The following is a 22,119-nucleotide window of genomic DNA, read 5'->3' on the forward strand; positions in this document are numbered from 1 at the left end:
ACAAATGCCGGGGCTTATTTTTTGGGCGCTCTCTTTCCGACGATTCCCTTCCGAAGTATTGTTTTGAGACTTGATTCGTGGCTTCGGAGCTCTCCGTGTTCCACGAAAATGGGATGTCTTGTCGTGATGCGGCACATTAAAGGACGGAGACATACCGAGGATGTCGGAAATGAAACACAACCTGCCCAGCCAGGTGGAGGGTCGCGCATATGCCGCTGACCGCCCGCTTCAGGCAGGCCAAAAATATAGGTTTGCCGCGGTCCCTGTGACCGCAAGGCAAAGGCATTGGTCTTTGGCACGTATTGCAAAGCTGTGCGCTGCGAGCACTGCAGTCGTCGTACCGGCTTGGCCGGTTCTGGCGCAGGCGCAGCCAGGTATTGGTGCGTCGGCACATCTTTTCACCTCCTCGCAGGTTGTCGGCCTTTCCGTCGTCATTGGCGTCATTTCGGCCGCCCTGCTTTCGACGCTCTGGCTGGTGCGCCAGCGCGGTAATCTCGAAAATGAAAGCCGCGAAATCCGCTCGGCGCTTTCGGACGCGCAGCAGCGCATCTCCCAATATGAGGCGCTCATTGCCGACAAGAACCGGCGCATCGTCATCTGGGATGGCGTCGCCCGGCCAGAACTGCTCGGCCAGCTTCCGCCGGAAACCGGCGCTCCACAGGACAATGAATTCCTTGCCTTCGGTCTCTGGCTGAAGGCGCGATCGGCTTCTGAGCTGGAGCGGGCGGTCGGCCGTCTCCGTGAACAGGCCGAAAGTTTCGACATGGTGATCGAGACTATCAGAGACGAGGTAATCGAAGCACAAGGCCGGGTTTCCGGCGGTCGTGCCTTCGTACGCTTCGTGGCGCTCAACAATCTGCGCGCCGAGCTGGCTGAACTGAAGATCGAGCGCGATCGGCTGATGACGTCGATCTCCGCCTTCCAGAGCATGCTCGACGCCATCGACATGCCGGCCTGGCAACGCGATACCGCCGGTCGTCTGACATGGGTAAACCATGCCTATGGCGATGCCGTGGAAGCGCAATCACCGCAGCAGGCCGTCAATGAAGGCCGTGAAATCCTGACGACCATTGCCCGCGAGCGCATCCACGCCGCGGCAACGCCGGAATCGCCTTTCCATGACACGATTTCAACAGTCGTGCGCGGCAACCGCACGTTCTTTGATGTGGTCGACGTAAAGGTCCCCAGCGGCTCGGCCGGCCTTGCCGTCGATGTTTCCGATATCGAAGCGGTTCGCGCCGAACTGGAGCGGACGCTTAAAAGCCATGCTGAAACACTCGATCATCTGGCGACACCCGTCGCCATTTTCGACGGCGACCGCCGGCTGCAATTCTACAATCAGGCCTTCGTCTCGCTTTGGGAGCTCGATATCGCGTTCCTCGAAAGCAAGCCTGACAATAGCGAACTTCTGGAACGCCTTCGTGCAGCCAAGAAACTGCCGGACCAGCTGAACTGGAAATCGTGGAAGGAAACGGCGCTTTCCGTCTATCGTTCGCTCGATACGCAATCTGACCTATGGCACCTGCCGAACGGGCAGACACTGCGCGTCTTTGCGACCGCGCATCCGCAGGGTGGCGCGACATGGGTCTTCGAGAACCTGACCGAGCAGGTCGATCTCGAAACGCGCTACAATACGCTGGTGAAGGTACAGGGCGAGACGATTGATCACCTTTCGGAAGGCGTTGCCGTCTTCGGGCCTGACGGCCGTATCCGCCTCTCCAACCCGGCATTCCGGGCGCTCTGGGGCATCACGGAGACTGAAGCCAAGCCCGGCACGCATATCCGCGGCATCGGTGAGGCTTGCGCCCCGTCCTATGACCAGCCCGACGGCTGGAAGACCTTTGCAGAGCTGATCACCAGCTTCGACGACGAGCGCCGTTCCAGCCAGGGAACGCTTGAACTATTGTCCGGCCTCGTGCTCGACTTTGCTGTCATCCCGCTGCCCAACGCTCAGACCATGCTGACCTTCGTCAACATGACCGACAGCGTACGGGCCGAACGGGCGCTGACGGAAAAGAACGAAGCGCTTCGCAAGGCGGACGAGCTGAAGAATGACTTCGTGCAGCATGTCTCATATGAGCTGCGCTCGCCGCTGACGAACATCATCGGCTTTACCGATCTGCTGCGCACGCCGGGCGTGGGGCCGCTGAACGAGCGGCAGGCCGAATATATCGACCATATCGCCACCTCGTCCTCGGTGCTCTTGACGCTCGTCAATGACATCCTCGATCTCGCGACCGTCGATGCCGGCATCATGCGGCTGAACTATGCAGAAATCGATCTCGCCGACCTTCTCGACGACGTTTCCATGCAGATCGCCGACCGGTTGCAGGAGAGCGGCGTCTCGCTGGAGATCACCGCGCCGGCCTATCTGGGCTCGATCGTTGCCGATCCGCAGCGGCTGAAGCAGATCCTGCTGAAACTTCTCGCCAATGCTGCGAACTTCTCTCCCGAGGGCGCATCGATCGCACTGGAATGCCGTCGCGAGGGCACGGATTTCGTCTTCTCCGTCCGGGATCGCGGCCCCGGCATTTCGCCCGACATGATCGCTACCGTCTTCGACCGTTTCGCAACCGGTGCGAAGAGCGGAAAACGCGGCGGTGCGGGGCTTGGCCTCTCGATCGTCGACAGCTTCGTCAGCCTGCATAATGGCGAAGTCAGCATCGACAGCGAGCCTGGCAGGGGAACAACGGTGACCTGCCGCATCCCTTCCATCAACCTGCCGCATTCCGTCGCTGCCGAATGACGCAAGGCGACGTCATCTCGCTTTTTCTGGAAGACGATGCGGCAACCCTCCGCCTCGGCAATGATCTGGCGCTGGCGCTGAAGGCCGGTGATTGCTTGGCGCTCTCGGGCGATCTCGGCGCCGGAAAATCCTCGCTGGCGCGGGCTTTCCTGCGCACCATGGCTGATGATGACGGGCTGGAAGTTCCGAGCCCCACCTTCACGCTGGTGCAATCCTACGATCTGCGCATTCCCGTCTCCCATTTCGATCTCTATCGGCTCGGCGACCCCTCGGAACTGACGGAGCTCGGCTTCGACGAAGCGCTTGAAAACGGCATCTGCATCATCGAATGGCCCGAGATGGCGGAAGCTGAGCTGCCCGTGTCGCGCATCTCCTTGCGGCTGGAACATGAGGGTGCCGGTCGTCGCGTGACGATCAATGCACCAGAGAAGGCGGCGGCCCGCATCCATCGTGTTCTCGCAATCCGGAGATTCCTGACAGATGCAGGTTATGGCGATTCCCAGCGGCGATTCCTGACAGGAGACGCTTCGCTTCGGGCCTATGAATATTTCCATCTGAGCGACGGCACACGGAAAATCCTTATGGATTGGAGGCCCCCTCCGGAAGGCCCGCCGATCTATGACGGCAAGCCCTATCCCAAGGTTGCGCATCTGGCGGTCGACGCCTATCCATTCGTCGCGATCGCCGATGCGTTGCGCGAACGTGGTTTTGCTACGCCGATGATCGAAAAGGTCGATTACGAGCAGGGCATCCTGCTGATCGAGGATCTCGGCACTGAAGGCGTTCTGGACGAAAACGGCCAGCCGATTGCCGAGCGTTACCGCGCGAGTGTCGCCTGCCTTGCCCATCTTCATTCGATACAGATCCCGCAGGATATCCCGGTTACGGCCACACATACGCATCACATTCCGGATTTCGATCGCACCGCCATGAAGATGGAAGTGCGGCTCGTGCTCGACTGGCATATCGCCTGGAAACGGGGCACGGCGCCGACGGATGCCGAGCGTGACGATTATCTGGCGATCTGGGACAATCTGATCGACGAGTTGCAATCGGCCGAGAAGAACCTGCTGCTGCGCGATTTCCATTCGCCGAATATCATCTGGCGCGAAGGGGAGAGCGGCATCCGCAAGATCGGCATCATCGACTTTCAGGATGCTATGATCGGGCCAACCGCCTATGATCTTGCTTCCATCGTTCAGGACGCGCGCGTGACGATCGAACCGGATCTCTTCCAGCAGTTGATGGATGACTATCTTTCGCTCCGACGCACCCAAGGCGGCTTCGACGAAGCTGGATTCATGAAGGCGTGGGCTATCATGTCGGCGCAACGCAACTGCAAACTTGCCGGCCTGTGGGTGCGGCTCTTGCAGCGGGACGGCAAACCCGGCTATCTGCAACATATGCCGCGTACGCTGTCTTATCTGAAGGTGGCGCTGGAACACGAGGCGCTTGCCCCCTTGCGCGAATGGTGCGCAAGGGCTGGAATAGTCCCAGTCGAATCATAAGACCGGATTAGTATGACCATCAGACAAGCCATGGTACTGGCCGCGGGGCTCGGAACCCGCATGCGCCCGATTACCAACACGATTCCGAAGCCTCTGGTGAAGATCGGCGGAAAGCCGATGATCGACTACGCGCTGGATTCGCTTGTCGAAGCCGGCGTAGAGCGAGCTGCCGTCAATGTCCATCATTTCGCCGACCAGATGGAAGCTCACCTTAAGAGCTATCCCGGGCTTGATATCCTCGTTTCCGACGAGCGCGAGGCGCTGATGGATTCCGGCGGCGGGCTGGCAAAGGGGCTGAAGCTGCTTGGCCGCGAACCGGTCTTCGTCATGAATGCCGATCTTTTCTGGATCGGCGAACCTGCGGGTCGCCCGAGCAATCTAAGTCGATTAGCCGGATTCTTCGATGCTGAGCGCATGGATATGGCATTGCTGTGCGTACGCATCAAGGACACGACGGGTCATAACGGCAAGAACGACTTCAGCCTGGGGCCCGACGGTCGATTGACGCGCTATCGCGACGATCCCTCCAATCCGGTTGTCTATGCCGGTGCGATCGTCATGCGCCCCGCGCTGCTGGACGACGCATCCGAAGAACCCTTCAACCTCAATATCTATTTCGACAAGGCGATCGCCCGCGGCCGGCTTTTCGGCATGATGATGGAAGGTCATTGGCTGACGGTCGGCACGCCTGATGCGATTGACGATGCGGAGGAGACGATCCGGCGGTACCGGACGTTTGCGTGACGCATGACCGAGCGGCACCAGCCACGCATTCTGACGATCCCATCCGGGCTTCCCTTCCTGAAGACGCTGGCAAGTTCGCTTTGTGACGGACGACTAACACCGCTTTTCCGGCATGATCCCGCCGATCCGCTATCGCTTGCCAAGGTGACGATCTATCTACCGACCCGGCGCGCGGTACGCGTGCTGCGTTCGGAATTCGTCGATCTGCTCGGCGGCTGTTCGGCGATCCTGCCGGTCATCCGGCCACTGGGAGAGACAGATGACGACAGCGGCTATTTTGACGAGGCGCTGCCCACGACGATCGATCTTGCACAGCCGCTTTCCAATACCGCGCGCCTTCTGGAACTGGCGCGGCTGATCCTTGCCTGGCGCAACAAGCTGCCGGAGATCGTCCGACACATCCATTCGGAATCGCCTCTCGTCGCACCGGCAAGCCCGGCGGATGCCATCTGGCTTGCCCGCAATCTGGCGGAACTGATCGATTCGATCGAAACCGAGGATCTTGCATGGTCCGAGCTCGGCAAGCTCGATACGGGCGACTATGCCGCCTGGTGGCAATTGACGGCGGAATTCCTGCAGATCGCCAGTGCCTTCTGGCCGGACCGTTTGATCGAACTTGGCCGATCGTCGCCGGCCCGCCACCGCAATGCCATTCTGCGCGCCGAGGCCGGCCGGCTCTCGATGATGAAGCCTGCCGGTCCGATCATCATTGCCGGTTCGACGGGTTCGCTTCCTGCCACGGCTGATCTCATTGGCGCCGTGGCAAACCTTCCGGAAGGCGTGATCGTGTTGCCTGGCCTCGACCTTTCCATGCCGGAGGAGCACTGGTCTCTGGTCGCTCCTGATCTCCTGCCGGGTCAACGGGCCAACCCAGCAAGCCGCACACATCCGCAGTATGGTCTTTCCCTTCTGCTTAAGCGGCTGAAACTCACCCGCGAGGACGTTCAGCCGATCGAGGAAGCGGAAGCCGATCTGCGCTCTCGCGCGGAGGTCCTCTCGCGGGCGCTTACTCCATCGGAGGCGACGAGCGGCTGGGGCGACTGGAAGAAGAACCTGCCGGAAGGAACGGTTGCCGCGGCATTCGCGGACGTATCGATGATCGAAGCCGCCAACGAGCGCGAAGAGGCGACGGCGATTGCCGTTGCTCTGCGGCTTTCGCTGGAACAGCCGGGCAGAGATGGCGAAAGCAGGGCTGCGCTTATTACGCCAGACCGCAATCTGGCGCGCCGTGTTATGGCGGAGCTTTCCCGCTTCGGCATTCTCGCCGACGATTCAGCCGGTACGCCACTTGCGGCAACGCCGCAGGGGACGCTGCTGCAATTGCTCCTGGAATCGACGCTGCGTCCCGGCGATCCGGTCGCCATCGTTTCGCTGCTCAAACATCCGCTTGCCCGTTTCGGGCTGGAGCGCAGCTTTCTGACCGGGGCTGTCGAGGCATTGGAGTTGCTCGCGCTGCGCGGCGGCGTGACAGAAGTGGATATCGGATCGCTCGAACGGCTGCTCGACCATCAGCTTTCGGAGCAGGCGCTCGACAGGCACACGCCGGCGTGGCGCAAATCGCTGCCATCTGAAGCGGCGGAGATGGCCCGCAGGTTGGCCCAGAAAGTTGAACATGCCGTGGAGCCACTGGTATCGGCGCTCGTGCGGCATCGTGGGGACCTGACGACGGGCATCTCGCTCTCGCAATGGGCCGAACGGACGGGCCGCACCTTGGAGGGTATCGCTGCCGATGAACATGGCAATCTGGCAAGCCTCTGGTCTGGTGAAGCGGGCGATGCCCTGGCAAGCCTGCTTGGCGAAGTCATCGATACCGACGGCCAGATGGAAGCGGATGGGCCGCAATGGATCGATATCATGGTGGCACTCTCCGCCGGCCATGCCGTCAAGCCCGGTGCTCTCAGCCACCCTCGCCTCTTTATTTTCGGTACGCTGGAAGCGCGCCTGCAGAATGTCGATACACTGATCCTCGGCAGTCTCAACGAAGGATCATGGCCTGGACAGACCGCCAACAATCCCTTCGTCTCCCGTATGATGAAAACAGAAATCGGGCTGGAGCCGCCGGAACGGCGCATCGGCCAGCTGGCGCATGACTTCGAGATGGCGAACGGCACGCGCCATCTGATCTATTCACGCGCCTTGCGCCAGGGTTCGACGCCAACGGTCGCCTCCCGGTGGCTGCAACGGCTGCTGGCGCTTGGCGGCGAGGATTTTGAGGAACAAATGCGCGAACGGGGCGAGCGCTTCGTTCACTGGGCAAACCAGATCGACCTCGGCGACAATCAGGCGCCAGCGCAAAGACCCTCTCCGAAGCCGCCGCGCGAACTGCAGCCGAAATCCTATTCATTCAGTGAGGTTGGTCGGCTACGCCGCGATCCCTATTCCATCTACGCGCGACGCGTGCTGCGGCTCAATCCTGTCGATCCGTTCAATCGCGATCCGGGCGCGGCGGAACGCGGAACGCTTTACCACAAGATCATCGACCGCTTCGTCCGCGAAGCTCATCTCGCCGGAACTTCTGAAGCGGCAGCGGCGATGGAAGTCATCCTGACTGAACTCTTCGATATGGAAAGCCTGCCGCCGCATATCGATGCCGTCTGGCGGCCGCGCTTCCGCGAAGTCGCGCGCGCTTTCCTCAAATGGGAAGCCGGGCGGCAGTCCGAAGTGCAGAAGAGGCTGACGGAAGTGAGAGGCGGCGTCGAACTCGAGGGTATCGATATCCGGCTCACCGGCGTTGCCGACCGTATCGATATCAAGGGGCCAAACAGCGCCGATATCATCGATTACAAGACTGGCTACAACCCCTCTCCGACACAGGCCCGCGCCTTGCTCGACCCGCAGCTCGCGCTTGAGGCCGCGGCCCTTCAGGCCGGCGCCTTTCGCGATGCCGGCAGCCTCGTACCGAACGACCTCCTTTATGTCCGCTTGCGGCCGGGCAGCCGCTTCCTGGTGGACAAAGTCAATAATGAGGAGGCCAACAGCGACAAGGCAAAATCGGCAATGCAGCTTGCCGAGGAATCCATCGACCAGCTAGTGAAATTCGTCACCCTGCTGCAATCAGGCGAAAGGGGTTTTACCTCGCGGCTGATCCCCGCCCAACAATTCGATTTCGGCGGCGATTACGATCATCTTGCCCGCGTTGCGGAATGGGCAACCGCTGACCCGGAAGGAGGAGGCGATGAATGATCCGACGGCGCTTCCCGAGGGCGATGATCCGGGTACCTGGATCGGCTGGACGACGATCCAGCAGGCGATCGCTTCTGATCCGGCCCGTTCTGCATGGGTATCTGCGAATGCCGGCTCCGGCAAGACACATGTTCTGACCCAGCGGGTGATCCGGCTGCTACTTGCCGGTGCACGGCCTTCCGCCATTCTCTGCCTCACCTATACGAAGGCTGCCGCCTCCGAAATGTCGAACCGCGTCTTCGAGCGGCTGGCGGAATGGGCGATTTTTTCCGATGAGGAACTCGCCAAGCGCATCACCCAGATCGAAGGTCGTGAGCCGGATTCCCTAAAGCTTGCGGAAGCGAGACGACTGTTCGCCAAGGCACTGGAAACACCGGGTGGGCTGAAGATCCAGACGATCCACGCCTTTTGCGAAGCGTTGCTGCATCAGTTTCCACTGGAAGCAAACGTCGCCGGGCATTTCTCGGTTCTCGATGATCGAGCGGCAGAGACGCTGCTTGCCGATGCACGACGCTCGCTCCTGACGGCAACGGGACCCGAGAAAGATCGAGAGCTCGCCGATGCGTTCACCTATGCGCTGAATCTCGGTGATGAATCCGGGCTTGAAAATCTGCTCGGCGAGATCGTTGCCAACAGAAATGCCATACGCCGCTTCATGCTCGCAGCCGAGCAATATGGAAACGTCGATCGCCTGCTTCGCAAGAAGCTCGGCCTTATGCCTGATGATACGGAAGAGGGACTGGCCGAACGATACTGGCCCTTGCCTGGGCTCTCGGGTGCGATGCTGGAACTTTACCTATCGCTTGCCGCAACAAAGGGGGGAGCGAAAGCCCAGGATGTTGCCGAAGGCCTGCGCCGTATCGTCCGCGAACGGGATTTAACGGCGCGCTCGCAGATTCTGGAAAAGATTTTCCTGACATCGAAGGGCGAGCCGAAGACGGACGGGCAATTCTTCGTCAAGGCGATGCTCGCCGAAGCGCCGCAGCTTGGTGATGCTATCGCCTCTGCGCGTGCACATGTCGTCGCGTGTCGAGACCGGCTGAAGATGATGCGGATGTATACGGCAACTCATGCCGCTCTCGTGCTCGCGGATCGTTTGAACCGGGATTACGAGGAGCTGAAAAAGCAGCGCAGCCATCTCGACTTCGAGGATCTGATCACCCGCACTGCCGACCTGCTCACCAAGAGCGGCGTCGGTCCGTGGATCCACTACAAGCTCGATCAGGGTATCGACCATATCCTTGTCGACGAGGCGCAGGATACGAGCCCTATTCAATGGAGCGTCATCCAGTCACTGGCAGAGGATTTCTTCTCGGGAGAAAGTTCGCGGCCTGTCGTCCGGACACTGTTTGCCGTCGGTGACGAGAAACAGTCCATCTATTCCTTCCAGGGCGCGCGGCCGGAGCGGTTTTCCGAGGAGAAGGAACGAACGCAGCGTCGCGTGCAGAATAGCGGCCTCGCCTTCTCGACTGTTCGCCTGCCGCTGTCCTTCCGCTCCACCTCCGACGTGCTGCTCGCCGTCGATCACATCTTCACCCCACCGGAGAATGCGCGCGGCCTCGGCACCGAGCCGGTCGTTCATCGCTCCAGCCGTATCGGCCATCCTGGTGCCGTCGATCTCTGGGAAATGGTCGTGCCCGATGTCGTGATAAAGGATGAGGATTGGACCGCTCCTTTCGACGCGACGCCCGAGAGCGCGCCAGCCGCCGTTCTTGCACGGCGCATCGCTCACACGATCGGTACTCTCGTGGGACGCGAAACGATCGTCGAAAAAGGCAAGGAACGCTTCATAGAAGCCGGCGATATCCTCGTTCTCGTCCGCAAACGCGACGCCTTCGTCAATGCGCTGACGCGTGAACTGAAGCGGCGCGGCGACATTCCCGTCGCCGGCGCGGACCGTCTGGTGCTGACCAGTCATATCGCCGTACAGGATCTGCTGGCGCTCGGCCGTTTTCTGCTCCTGCCGGAAGACGATCTTTCGCTCTCCGCTCTCCTGAAGAGCCCGCTCTTCAATCTTTCGGAGGAGGATATTTTTGCGGTTGCGGCGCTGCGCGGCGACCATGAAAGCGTCTGGAACCACCTTCGCAAATATGCCGCTGACGGCAATGAGAGACTTGGCGCGGCCGTCGCAAGGCTGGAACTCTTTCTTGCCCAGTCCCGAAGCCTTTCGGTCCATGATTTCTATGCCCGTGTCCTCGGCAGTCATGGCGGCCGGCGGCAGTTTCTGTCGCGGCTCGGTACCGAAGTCAGCGATATCCTCGACGAATTCCTGACCTTTGCGCTCGACCATGAGACGTCGGGTCTCCCCGGCCTGCAATCCTTCATCTCGACGCTTGAGCTCGAAGCGCCGGAAGTGAAGCGCGAACAGGACAAGGGCCGCAACGAGGTGCGCATCATGACTGTGCATGCCTCCAAAGGTCTCGAAGCGCCAATCGTCTTTCTGGTCGATGGCGGCTCCAAGGCTTTTACCCACACTCACCTGCCAAAGCTCCGGCTGCTTGATGCCGGGCCGGACGAGCCGCCGATACCGGTGTGGATTCCCGTCAGTGATCTCGGCAATTCGCTGACGTTGACCGATGCAGCGCGCATCCAGCTTCTTGCCGAAGAGGAATACCGGCGCCTGCTCTATGTGGCGATGACACGCGCCGCCGACCGGCTGATCGTCTGCGGTTATCGCGGCGTGCGGCTGAACAACGACACCTGGCATATGATGATTTCTACCGCGCTCGATGCAGAGCATCCGCATGTGGAAAACGCGACTTTCGCAGGTCCGGACGGAGAGTGGGAGGGCATGCGCTGGCGTGTGCCGCAGGTCGAGCGCAGCTTCGAGCGAATGGATCGTGCGCCTGAGCAGGCAACGGTCGAAACGGTTCCCCCGGACCTGTTCCGCCCTCTGCCGCCGCAGAAGCAATTGCCGCGGCCACTCAGCCCTTCCGGTGCCGGAACGATCATTGACGAGGAGGCCGATGATCTTCTGGTGACCTCACCGCTCTTCGGCGATCAAGAGGGCAGCGATCGTTCCCTGGAAAAGGGCCGTCTTATCCATCGGATGCTTCAGGCTCTTCCCGATATTCCGGCGGAGGAGCGAACCGATGCAGCGAAGCGTTATGCTGAACGCGCGGCACGATTCTGGCCGGCTATAGAGCGGCAGGCTTTAGTCGATTCGGTTGTGAAACTTTTGCATGATGAAAGGCTTCAAGCCGTCTTCAACGTTCATGCCCAGGCGGAAATCTCGATCATGGGAACCTTGACGCTGGAAGGCCGGGAGTATGCCGTCTCCGGTCGGATTGACCGGCTTGCTGTCCTGCCAGACAGCGTCGTCATTCTGGACTACAAGACAAATCGCGTTCCACCGATAGGCGAAGATAAAATCCCTTTTGCGCACAAGGCGCAGCTTGCGATCTATCGGGAAATACTGAAGCCGCTCTATCCTGCCAAACGGATCGATTGCATGCTGGTCTATACAGAAAATGCGACCATCCATACTCTTGGCGAACAGGCTTTGGCTTCGGCACTTGCAGGACTCAACACAAAGTGAAATATCGGACATTGAAATTCCGGCACCGCACCCTCACATCTTATGCAACAGCAAATTCCGGTAAAGGAGCAGCCTATGGCTACCGTTAAGGTCGATATCAACAACTTCCAGTCCGAAGTTCTGGAGTCCGCAGAACCAGTCGTCGTCGATTTCTGGGCTGAATGGTGCGGTCCGTGCAAAATGATTGCTCCGAGCCTCGAAGAAATCGCCACGGAACTGGCCGGCAAGGTCAAGGTCGCCAAGCTCAACATCGATGAAAACCCGGAATTGGCCGCCCAGTTCGGCGTTCGCTCGATCCCGACGCTTGCAATCTTCAAGGGCGGCGAAGTTGCCGACATCTCCATCGGCGCAAAGCCGAAGACGGCGCTTTCCAACTGGATTTCCAGCGCAGCCTGATGATATCGATAGTTCGATGCAAAAAGCCCGGCAAATGCCGGGCTTTTTCATTTAGGGGGTGTGCCGTTTTCCGCCAGCACGTCGCCGACGAGATAAAGAGAGCCGCCGATGAGAATACGCGGCGGCGGCGCCTCCGGGTCGACGCTCGACGCGATGGCGTCCAGGGCGTCGATGACCGATGACACCGGTTCGGCCACGAGACCGGCATCATAGGCGGCGTGGGCCAAAATCACCGGATCGATCATTGCCTCGCTGCCGCGGATCGGCACGCAATAGATCTTCTCCGCCAGATCGGCAAAGGCCTTGAAATAGCCGACCGGATCCTTGGTGTTGATCATGCCCGATATCAGGAACAGCGGACGGGACTGGCGCTCTTCGAAATTCGCCATGGCTTCGGCAATCACTTCACCGGCACCCGGATTGTGACCGCCATCGACCCAGATTTCCGACCGGGCCGGCGCGTGGCTCAGAAGCCTGCCTTCCGTCAATTTCTGCAGGCGGCCAGGCCACTCCACCGTTTCCATCGCCTTTTCCATCATCGGTTCGGTGACGGTAAAGCCTGCAGCCTTGACAGCCCTAATGGCGGCTGCGGCATTGGCATATTGATGGCGACCGGGAAGGCGCGGCAAAGGCAGATCCGCGAGGCCGAAATCATCCTGATAGATCAGCCGGCCATATTCCTCATGCGCGATGAAATCCTGGCCGAAAACGGCGCTCGGGCAGTGCAATCGCTCGGCCGTCGACATCAGCACGTCAAGGGCTGCGTCATACTCCTGATGGCCGATGACGACGGAGTGGCCGCGCTTCATGATGCCGGCTTTTTCCGCAGCAATCAGTTCCACCCGGTCGCCGAGATAGGGCTGATGATCGAGCGAAATCGGCATGATGACCGAAACTGCGGGATCCTCGATGACGTTCGTCGCATCGAAACGACCGCCGAGACCGACCTCGATGATTACGGCATCGGCTGGATGTTCAGAAAAAAGGATGAAAGTGACGGCCGTCAGGATTTCAAAGACGGTGATCTTCTCCCCACCATTGGCCTTCGCCACGCGTCGCAAAGCTTCTGCGAAAACGGCATCATCAACCAGTTGACCACGCCCGCCTGGAACACCCAAACGGTAACGTTCATGCCAGTTTACGAGATGCGGAGAGGTATGGACATGGACGCTGTACCCGCCCGCTTCCAGAAGCGCGCGGCAGAAAGCCGATGCCGAGCCCTTGCCGTTGGTGCCGGCGATATGGATGACGGGGGGAAGGTTGCGCTCCGGATTGCCAAGCGCCTCCAGAAGGCGCTTGATGCGGTCCAATGACAAATCGTAGCCCTTGGGATGCAATCCCATGAGCTTTTCGATTTCCTGCGCCGCCTCACTCACCACGATCTGGCCTCTGTCTGTCATCGGCCCGCCCTATTCTGTGAGATCTGCTGCTCAGGCGCTCGCCGCCAGAGCAATCACTCCATTGGCATCATTTGCCGCCGTAGCCGGCTTCTTGGTCAGGATTTTCAACAGACGCGCCAGCGTCTCCGGAATATCATGACGCTTGACGACCATGTCGACCACGCCGTGTTCCAGCAGATATTCCGAGGTCTGGAAGCCCTCGGGGAGCTTTTCACGGAGCGTCTGTTCGATGACGCGCTTGCCGGCAAAGCCGATTTCGGCACCCGGTTCCGCCAGATGAATATCGCCAAGCATGGCGTAGGATGCTGTTACGCCGCCAGTGGTCGGGTTTGTGAGAACCACGATGTAGGGCTGGCCTGCTTCCTTGAGCATGTCGACGGCCACCGTCGTGCGCGGCAGCTGCATCAAGGATAGAATGCCTTCCTGCATGCGCGCGCCACCCGAAGCCGGGAACATGACGAGCGGGCACTTCTCCGCAATCGCGCGTTCGAAGGCTTTGACGATCGCTTCGCCGGCAGCCATGCCGAGCGAACCACCGATGAAGTTGAATTCATGAACGACCGCGACGAGCTTCAGTCCCTGCACGCTGCCGAGACCGGCGAGGATCGTATCTTCCTGCTCGGTCTTGAGGCGGCTGTCGCGCAGACGGTCGCTGTACTTCTTGGAATCGCGGAACTTCAGCGGATCCTGGGCGACCTTCGGCTGCGGCAAAGCTTCGTATTCGCCGTTGTCGAACAGGTCGATAAGGCGCGCCTTTGCCGGCATCTTCATGTGGTAGCCGGAAGCGGGAATGACCCACTTGTTGCTTTCGAGGTCCTTATGAAAGACCATCTCGCCCGTTTCCGGGCATTTGATCCAGAGGTTCTCCGGCACTTCGCGACGGCCCAGCATGGAATTGATCCGCGGGCGAACGTAGTTAGTGATCCAGTTCAACTCGAATACTCCTGATTGACTAGTGCCAATGTGGGGAAACTATTCGGCAGCAACAAGGCGCGCCGAACGCGTTCCTGTGGAAAGACCGCGAACCAGCGTCGCAACGGCCTGAACCGTGTCGGCCGTCGCCCTTCCATCTGCCGCCAGGGTGTTGGCCACCTGATTGACGATCGCAGTGCCGACCACCACACCATCGGCAGAGGCGCCGATGACCTTTGCGTGCTCCGCCGTCTTGACGCCGAAGCCGACGCAAACGGGCAGATCGGTGTGATCCTTGATACGCTTGACCGCACCCGAAATCCGCGACGGATCCGGCAGGGCCGAACCCGTGATGCCGTTCATTGAAACATAATAGACGAAGCCAGACGTGTTCTTCAGCACGGTCGGCAGGCGCTTTTCATCGGTCGTCGGTGTTGCCAGACGAATGAAATTGATGCCCTTCTTCAGCGCCGGGATGCAGAGCTCGTCATCCATTTCCGGCGGCAGGTCGACGATGATCAGGCCGTCGATGCCGGATGCCAGCGCGTCATCGAGGAACTTCTCGACGCCGTAGATATAGATCGGGTTGTAGTAGCCCATCATGACGATCGGCGTCGTGTCGTTGGTCTTGCGGAAGTCGGCAGCGAGCTGCAGCGTCTTCTTCAGCGTTTGACCACCCTTCAGGGCGCGTTGGCCGGCCAACTGGATCGCCGGGCCATCGGCCATCGGATCGGAAAAGGGCATGCCGAGCTCGATGACATCGGAGCCGGCTTCCGGCAGCGCCTTCATGATGCCGAGCGAGGTCTCGTAATCAGGGTCACCACCCATGAAATAGGTTACGAGCGCCGGGCGGCCTTCCGCCTTCAGGTCGGCGAAACGTTTATCCATACGTGCTGTCATGTCTCTTTACTCACCCATTCCCAGGATCTTGCCGACGGTGAAGATGTCCTTGTCGCCACGGCCGGAGAGGTTCATCAGGATGATCTCGTCCTTGCCCATCTTGGGCGCGCGCTTGATGACTTCGGCAAGCGCATGCGAAGGCTCGAGCGCGGGAATGATGCCTTCGAGGCGCGTCAGTATCTGGAAAGCTTCCAGCGCCTCATGGTCCATGATCGGCACGTATTCGGCGCGGCCGATATCATTCAGCCATGAATGTTCAGGGCCGATGCCGGGATAGTCGAGGCCGGCCGAGATCGAATGGCCCTCCTTGATCTGCCCGTCATTGTCTTGCAGCAGATAGGTGCGGTTGCCATGCAGCACGCCCGGTGAGCCGGCTGTGATCGAAGCGCAGTGCTCGTCGCCCTGCAGGCCTTTGCCGCCCGCTTCGACGCCGACGATCTTGACGTCCTTGTCATCAAGGAAAGGATGGAAGATGCCGATCGCATTCGAACCGCCGCCGACGGCAGCAATGACGAGATCCGGCAGGCGGCCTTCGGCCTCAAGGATCTGCTGCTTGGCTTCCGTGCCGATGACGGCCTGGAAATCCCGCACCATTTCCGGATAGGGATGCGGGCCGGCGGCCGTGCCGATCAGGTAATAGGTGTCATCGACGTTGGTAACCCAGTCGCGCAGCGCCTCGTTCATCGCATCCTTCAGCGTGCCGCTACCGGCCGTGACAGGCTTTACCTCGGCACCCAACAGCTTCATGCGAAAAACGTTCGGAGCCTGACGCTCGACGTCGGTGGCACCCATATAGACGACACAGGGGAAGCCGAAGCGGGCGGCGACGGTGGCGGACGCCACGCCATGCTGGCCGGCACCGGTCTCGGCGATAATACGCGTCTTGCCCATGCGCTTGGCGAGCAGGATCTGGCCGATGCAGTTGTTGATCTTGTGCGAGCCGGTATGGTTCAGCTCTTCACGCTTGAAATAGATCTTTGCGCCGCCGAGATGCTGGGTCAGGCGCTCGGCGTAATAGAGCGGGCTCGGGCGGCCGATATAGTGGGTGCCGAGTTGCTTCAATTCCGCCTGAAATTCCGGATCGTCCTTCGCCTTGTTCCACTCCTCCTGCAAATCGAGGATCAAAGGCATCAGGGTTTCGGCCACGAAGCGGCCCCCATAAATGCCGAAGCGTCCGTCTTCGTCCGGACCGGCGCGGAAAGAATTCGGTTTAGGCGTCTCGTTCAATTTACACTCCCTGTGGCCGTTTCAGGCAGGCATGCCTGTTCAACCGCATCGAAAAACTCATCGATCATGTCCAGGCTCTTCACCCCAGGCGCACTCTCGACACCGGAGGCGGTATCAACACCCGGCGCCTTCGTCATTGCAAGCGCCTGCCCGACATTGGCCTTGTTGAGCCCACCGGAAAGCATGTAGTCGACATTGCCGTCAAGCCAGGTGAGCAGACCCCAATCAAAGGAAACGCCGTTGCCACCCGGTAGTTCAGATCCTTTTGGCGGCTTGGCATCGAAGAGGAAGCGGTCGGCGATGCCAATATAGGCCTCTACCCTCTTCAGGTCGTCGGTGCTGCGGACCGACAAAGCCTTGATCACGGGGATGCCATACATCGCCTTGATGGTCAGAACGCGCTCGGGGCTTTCGCTGCCGTGGAGCTGCAGCATATCCGGGCGCAAAAGTGCAACGATTTCATCAAGATCATCATTGCTCGGATCGACCACGACAGCGACGATCTTCGCCTTGCCGCGCGCAGGTTCCGCGAGCTTGCCGGCAATGTCCGGCTCGACGTAACGCGGGCTTTTCTGGAAAAAATTGAAGCCGATATGCGTCGCTCCGCGCTTCAATGCGCGCTCGACAGTCTCAGGCGTCTTCAAACCGCAGATCTTGATATCCGGTCTCATGGCAGCGAAGTGACACGAAACGGGCGAAGAGTCGAGCCAATTTGCAATGGCGGCCGCATTTAACGGGGGCGCTTAATCGAACTCTATTGCGTGCAACTGACTGCCGTGACGCTTCAGCCAGGACTTCGCCTCTTCCATATGCGGGCAGAGCTTCTTGCAGAGCGCCCAGAAGTGTGGACCGTGGTTCATTTCCTTCAGATGCGCGACCTCATGGGCGGCGAGATAATCAATCACCGAAGGCGGTGCCATGACGATGCGCCAGGAGAAGCTCAGATTTCCTTCCGAGGAGCAGGAACCCCAGCGGCTGCGGGTATCCTTCATCGAAATCGAGCGGATCGGCGCCTTGATGGAACCGGCATGCAGCCGCGACAATCTCTCAAGATCGCTACGCGCCTCCTTCTTGAGGAAGGTTGCGATACGCCGGCCGATATGTTCCGGCATGCCGCTGACGCGAAGTACCGGTTTGCCGTCCATCACGACAGCCTCAGTCAACCCACGCAGGCTGCCCGTATGCTCGATGCGATGTCTGACACCGCGAAAGAGAATTTCGCCGCCGTCGCGCAGGCCCGCATCTGTCGAGAATTTCGCAAGCTTGGTCAGCAGCCAGCCCTGATGCCGATCAAGGAAGGCATTGACTTCGCGGGCGGCAAGCCCCTTCGGCACCGTCATCTTCAATGCACGGCCGCCCGGCTCGATACGGAGCGTGATCCGGGTTGCTCGATCATGCTGCTTGATCGTCAAGGGCATCAGACGGCCAGCAACATCCAGCGTCCGCTTTTCGGGCGGCGACGGTTTTTTCGTCGTACGGCGGATCTTCGGAAGCGGAAACATAGGGGTTTTCTATACGATTCGGGGGAAATCCGGGCAAAGAAAAACCGGCATCGTATCCGATGCCGGCCGTAGATTCTTTGTGATCATGCCTTACGGCGTCTGGTATTCGGCGACTGGACCATTGTCGTCGCGTCTGCCGTTCTTGCGCTCGCGCATGAAGCGGTCGAATTCTCCCTGATCCTTGGCGCGGCGAAGCTCGCGCAGGTAGGAATCGAATTCCTCACGCATTTCATCGAGCTTGCGGCGCTCCTCCTCGATGCGATCGAGCTCGGCCTTGCGCCAATCGTCAAAAGCGACGTTGCCCGTCGAGAAATGCGGGCGGTGACGGCCGTGCGAACGGCGGCAGCCTGCAAAGAAGCCATCCGTTGCCTGGTTGACGTCACGCTTGAAGCCACGCAGCCGCTCGCCGAAGATGATATAGGCAAGCATGGCCAGCCCCAGAGGCCAGAAAACCATGAAGCCGAGGATCATCAAGGCAACGGTAGCCGGAGTCCAATCCGGGCGAAGCAATGCTGACTGGTTCATCGTGCGGTATCCTCGCGTTCAGCACCCGACAGGATGCCGAGTGCTGAAAAAACAGATGGTTACCGCGGAACCGGCCTTCAAGACGATTTCAGGTTAAATCGAACAAGATCTTGAATCGATGGCATTAAATCAGCGCTTTCTAACTCAGGCCGATTTGCCGCCCTTGATGACACGCTGGACCGGCGGCTTCTTGGCGCGGGAATGCTGGCGCTTGAAGCTAATGATGCGGGGCGCGATCTCGCGGCGGAAGCGGGAACCGTTGAAGACGCCATAGTGGCCGACATCAGGCTGCAGGTAATGCATGCGCATCTCCTCAGGGATGTTTACACAGATGGTCTGCGCCGCGTGCGTCTGGCCAACACCGGAAATATCGTCGTTTTCGCCTTCGACCGTCAACAAGGCCACGTTGCGGATTGCAGCGGGATCGACGCGCTTGCCACGATGCATCAGCTCGCCTTTCGGCAGCGCATGCTTCATGAAGACCTGCTCGACGGTCTGCAGGTAAAATTCCGCGGTGAGGTCCATGACAGCAAGATATTCGTCGTAGAAATCGCGGTGTTTTTCCGGTTCGCCGTCGTTCTTCACCAGATGCATGAAGAATTCTTTGTGGGCGATCAGGTGCCGGTCGAGGTTCATCGACATGAAGCCGGAAAGCTGCAGGAAGCCCGGATAGACGGGGCGCATGAAGCCCGGCTGCGGCCAGGGCACGTTCATGACGACATTATCGGCAAACCATTCGAGCGGGCGCTCCTTGGCAAGCTTGTTGACGGCCGTCGGATTGATACGGGTATCGATCGGACCGCCCATCAGCGTCATGGACGACGGGGCGAGCGGATCCTTGGCCTCTTCCATGATTGCTGCAGCGGCCAGCACCGGCACGGAAGGCTGACAGACGGCGATGACATGGGTGTCATGGCCGAGGAAATGCAGCATCTCGATGACGTAGTCGATATAATCGGAAAGGTCGAAGGTGCCTTCGGTCATCGGCACCATGCGCGCATCGATCCAGTCCGTGATGTAGATATCGGCGCTGGGCAGAAGGGCCTCGACAGTGCCGCGCAGCAGCGTCGCATAGTGGCCGGACATTGGCGCGACGATGAGGATGCGCGGGTCGTCGCTGTGGCCGGCCGGAACATCGCGAGAGAAATGCAGGAGATTGCAGAAGGAGCGCGCCCAGACGACTTCCTCACGCACAGCAACCTTCTTGCCGCCGATGACGGTTTCATTGAGCCCGAATTCCGGCTTGCCGTAACGGCGCGTCGTGCGCTCGAACATTTCGAGACTGGCCGAAATGGTGCGCCCTAGCGGGGTCTGTGAGAAGGGGTTCAGCGGATTGGAATAGGCAAAACGCATAATATCTGCTGCAGCGCGGAAGGGAGCCAGCGCTGCATGGTTCAATTCATAAAGCTGGTAGAACATGGAGGGCGCCACCTTTCTCTATCCGGCAAAGACGACGCCAATTGAAGGGCACCGGACTCTTTCCGTTAACGCTGGCACATCAACGTAGGCTAACAGGTTTTTGTTGCACAGCAACATAACATTACAGTTTGAAAGAAAAATGCCGGAAAATTGATCTCCGGCATTATCTTGGCGCATAAAGTTTAAGCTTTTCAGCAAGAAAAGTCGTTAACGGTCTGCTACGAAGAGCTGCTTCTGGGTGCCGAGACCTTCAATACCGAGTTCGACGACGTCGCCGTCCTTCAGGTAACGCGGCGGCTTCATGCCCATGCCGACACCCGGAGGCGTGCCCGTCGAGATAACGTCGCCCGGATGCAGGGACATGAACTGGCTGAGATAGGACACGACGAAAGCCACGCCATAAACCATGGTTTTAGTGGAACCGTTCTGCATCGTCTGGCCGTTGACCTTGAGCCACATGCCGAGGTTCTGCGGATCGGCAACTTCATCTTTGGTGACGAGCCAGGGGCCGATCGGTCCGAAGGTGTCGCAGGATTTACCCTTGGTCCATTGGCCCGAGCGCTCGGTCTGGAACGCGCGCTCGGAGACGTCGTCGGAAACGCAGTAACCAGCAACGTAGTCCAGCGCTTCGGCCTCGCCTACGTATTTCGCGGTTTTGCCGATAATCACGCCAAGTTCGACTTCCCAGTCGGTTTTTTCAGAACCGCGCGGGATCAGCACATTGTCGTTGGGACCAACGATCGCCGATGTCGCCTTCATGAAAATAACGGGTTCAGGCGGAACGGTTGCACCGGTTTCGGCCGCATGGTCGGAGTAGTTCAGGCCGATGCAGATGAATTTGCCGGTGCCGGCAACACAAGCGCCGATGCGGCCGGGCGCCAGTTCCGGCAGGCTCTTCGGGTCAAGGGCTGCGATTTTCGCAAGACCTGCCGGCGTGATCGCCTCGCCGCCGATATCGGCCACGTGAGCGGAAAGATCACGGATCTTGCCATCGGCATCGAGCAGTGCCGGCTTTTCGCGGCCCGCTTCTCCAACGCGCATCAGCTTCATGAATGTCCTCCTCAATGGAAAGTAGATGCGCCACCTATGAACGAATTATTCATCGGTGTCATTATGACTTGCCACGGAAGCGGTACGCCCGCTTAGAAAATTTCCGCCAGTGATGGACCAACCGGGACGATGCGTGTGGGGTTGAGGCTCTCGATCGAATAATAGCCACGCTTGATATGATCGAAATTCACCGTCTCGGCGATACCGGGCCAGTCCAGCATCCGGCGGCAGAAAACCCTGAGGTTGGCGTAATCGGAAAGTCGCCGCAGATTGCATTTGAAGAGACCGTGATAGGCGACATCGAAACGCGCCAACGTGACGAACAGGCGGATATCGGCTTCCGTCGGATGGTCGGCAAACAAGAAGCTGCGCCCTTCAAGCTGAGGTTCGATCCAGTCGAGGCAAGCGAAAACCTCCGCAAAAGCCTCCTCATAGGCGATCTGGGTCGTCGCAAAGCCGGTGCGGTAAACACCGTTGTTCAGTGACGGATAGATACGGTCGTTGAAAGCGTCGATTTCGTTCCGCCGGGCGACCGGATAGAGATCGATATCGCCGCGGGCGAGATCGCCAAAGCCGCTGTTCAGCATGCGCAGAATGTCGGAGGATTCATTGTTGACGATCGTTGCACGTTTCTTGTCCCATAGGACGGGCACAGTCGCGCGCCCGGTGAAATTGGGATCCGCCTTCGTATAAATCTCGTGCATGTAGGTTACGCCGTTTAGCTCGTCCGCAGTCGCGCCGGGATAGTCGCCAAAACGCCAGCCCTGTTTGCTGAGCGCCGGTTCGACGATCGAAACCGAGATGACGTCTTCGAGCCGCTTGAGCTTGCGGCCGACCAGCGTGCGCGAAGCCCAGGGGCAGATATAGGCGACGTAAAGATGATAACGCCCGGCTTCCGCGGCAAAACCACCCTCACCCGTCGGACCCGCGCTGCCGTCAGGTGTCACCCAGTTGCGGAAGCTCGATATCTGGCGGACGAAACCACCCTTCTCATCCTTCGCCTGGACCGGCTGCCAGTCCTCGGTCCATTTCCCATTCACCAGCATGCCGCATCTCCTCATCGACCGGA

Annotated in this window: 16 protein-coding genes; 6 read left to right on the plus strand and 10 right to left on the minus strand. The window is 59.7% G+C overall.

The features are described from left to right. Positions 1–160: 160 nt before the first annotated feature. From PMI11_RS04295 to trxA, 6 genes are all read left to right on the plus strand, one after another. Positions 161–2,746, plus strand: coding sequence for a sensor histidine kinase (locus tag PMI11_RS04295; protein ID WP_037070652.1), 2,586 nt, complete (start codon positions 161–163; stop codon positions 2,744–2,746). Further along, positions 2,743–4,254 carry a bifunctional tRNA (adenosine(37)-N6)-threonylcarbamoyltransferase complex ATPase subunit type 1 TsaE/phosphotransferase gene (locus PMI11_RS04300; protein WP_007813754.1) on the plus strand — a complete coding sequence of 504 codons (1,512 nt, stop codon included), beginning with the start codon at positions 2,743–2,745 and terminating at the stop codon, positions 4,252–4,254. The genes PMI11_RS04295 and PMI11_RS04300 overlap by 4 nt, the downstream gene beginning before the upstream one ends. A gap of 12 nt (positions 4,255–4,266) precedes the next feature. Next, a complete protein-coding gene (locus tag PMI11_RS04305) occupies positions 4,267–4,998 on the plus strand; it encodes a nucleotidyltransferase family protein (RefSeq protein ID WP_007813756.1) in 732 nt (243 codons plus the stop codon). A gap of 3 nt (positions 4,999–5,001) precedes the next feature. Continuing rightward, complete coding sequence (gene addB / locus PMI11_RS04310; RefSeq protein WP_007813757.1) at positions 5,002–8,181, plus strand: double-strand break repair protein AddB; 3,180 nt, start codon at positions 5,002–5,004, stop codon at positions 8,179–8,181. Further along, positions 8,174–11,719, plus strand: coding sequence for a double-strand break repair helicase AddA (gene addA / locus PMI11_RS04315; RefSeq protein ID WP_007813759.1), 3,546 nt, complete (start codon positions 8,174–8,176; stop codon positions 11,717–11,719). The genes addB and addA overlap by 8 nt, the downstream gene beginning before the upstream one ends. Positions 11,720–11,794: 75 nt before the next feature. After that, the gene (gene trxA / locus PMI11_RS04320; protein WP_007813761.1) at positions 11,795–12,115 is read left to right on the plus strand and encodes a thioredoxin; all 321 of its coding nucleotides are present in this window, start codon (positions 11,795–11,797) and stop codon (positions 12,113–12,115) included. A gap of 47 nt (positions 12,116–12,162) precedes the next feature. Here trxA and PMI11_RS04325 read toward each other — a convergent pair whose 3' ends face one another. The 10 genes from PMI11_RS04325 to PMI11_RS04370 form a co-directional block, all read right to left on the minus strand. Continuing rightward, complete coding sequence (locus tag PMI11_RS04325; protein ID WP_007813763.1) at positions 12,163–13,515, minus strand: bifunctional folylpolyglutamate synthase/dihydrofolate synthase; 1,353 nt, start codon at positions 13,513–13,515, stop codon at positions 12,163–12,165. A 30-nt stretch (positions 13,516–13,545) separates the two neighbouring features. Then, a complete protein-coding gene (gene accD / locus PMI11_RS04330; RefSeq protein ID WP_007813765.1) occupies positions 13,546–14,448 on the minus strand; it encodes an acetyl-CoA carboxylase, carboxyltransferase subunit beta in 903 nt (300 codons plus the stop codon). A gap of 39 nt (positions 14,449–14,487) precedes the next feature. Further along, on the minus strand, positions 14,488–15,327 hold the full coding sequence (gene trpA, locus PMI11_RS04335) for a tryptophan synthase subunit alpha (RefSeq protein WP_007813767.1): 840 nt from the start codon (positions 15,325–15,327) through the stop codon (positions 14,488–14,490). 6 nt (positions 15,328–15,333) lie between these two features. Next, complete coding sequence (gene trpB / locus PMI11_RS04340) at positions 15,334–16,554, minus strand: tryptophan synthase subunit beta (RefSeq protein WP_007813770.1); 1,221 nt, start codon at positions 16,552–16,554, stop codon at positions 15,334–15,336. Continuing rightward, entirely contained in the window at positions 16,551–17,225 is a 675-nt protein-coding gene (locus PMI11_RS04345; RefSeq protein ID WP_007813772.1) for a phosphoribosylanthranilate isomerase, read from the minus strand. Before PMI11_RS04345 ends, trpB begins: the two co-directional genes overlap by 4 nt. Positions 17,226–17,297: 72 nt before the next feature. Continuing rightward, positions 17,298–18,056, minus strand: a complete 759-nt coding sequence (locus PMI11_RS04350) for a M48 family metallopeptidase (RefSeq protein WP_007813775.1) — start codon at positions 18,054–18,056, stop codon at positions 17,298–17,300. A gap of 90 nt (positions 18,057–18,146) precedes the next feature. After that, entirely contained in the window at positions 18,147–18,581 is a 435-nt protein-coding gene (locus PMI11_RS04355; RefSeq protein WP_007813776.1) for a DUF2852 domain-containing protein, read from the minus strand. 144 nt (positions 18,582–18,725) lie between these two features. Continuing rightward, entirely contained in the window at positions 18,726–20,000 is a 1,275-nt protein-coding gene (gene phaZ, locus PMI11_RS04360; RefSeq protein ID WP_007813779.1) for a polyhydroxyalkanoate depolymerase, read from the minus strand. Between the two features lie 207 nt (positions 20,001–20,207). After that, complete coding sequence (locus PMI11_RS04365; RefSeq protein WP_007813781.1) at positions 20,208–21,050, minus strand: fumarylacetoacetate hydrolase family protein; 843 nt, start codon at positions 21,048–21,050, stop codon at positions 20,208–20,210. A gap of 92 nt (positions 21,051–21,142) precedes the next feature. Further along, a complete protein-coding gene (locus PMI11_RS04370) occupies positions 21,143–22,096 on the minus strand; it encodes a glutathione S-transferase family protein (protein WP_007813783.1) in 954 nt (317 codons plus the stop codon). Positions 22,097–22,119: the final 23 nt, after the last annotated feature.

Source organism: Rhizobium sp. CF142, assembly GCF_000281145.1.
Classification (GTDB): domain Bacteria; phylum Pseudomonadota; class Alphaproteobacteria; order Rhizobiales; family Rhizobiaceae; genus Rhizobium.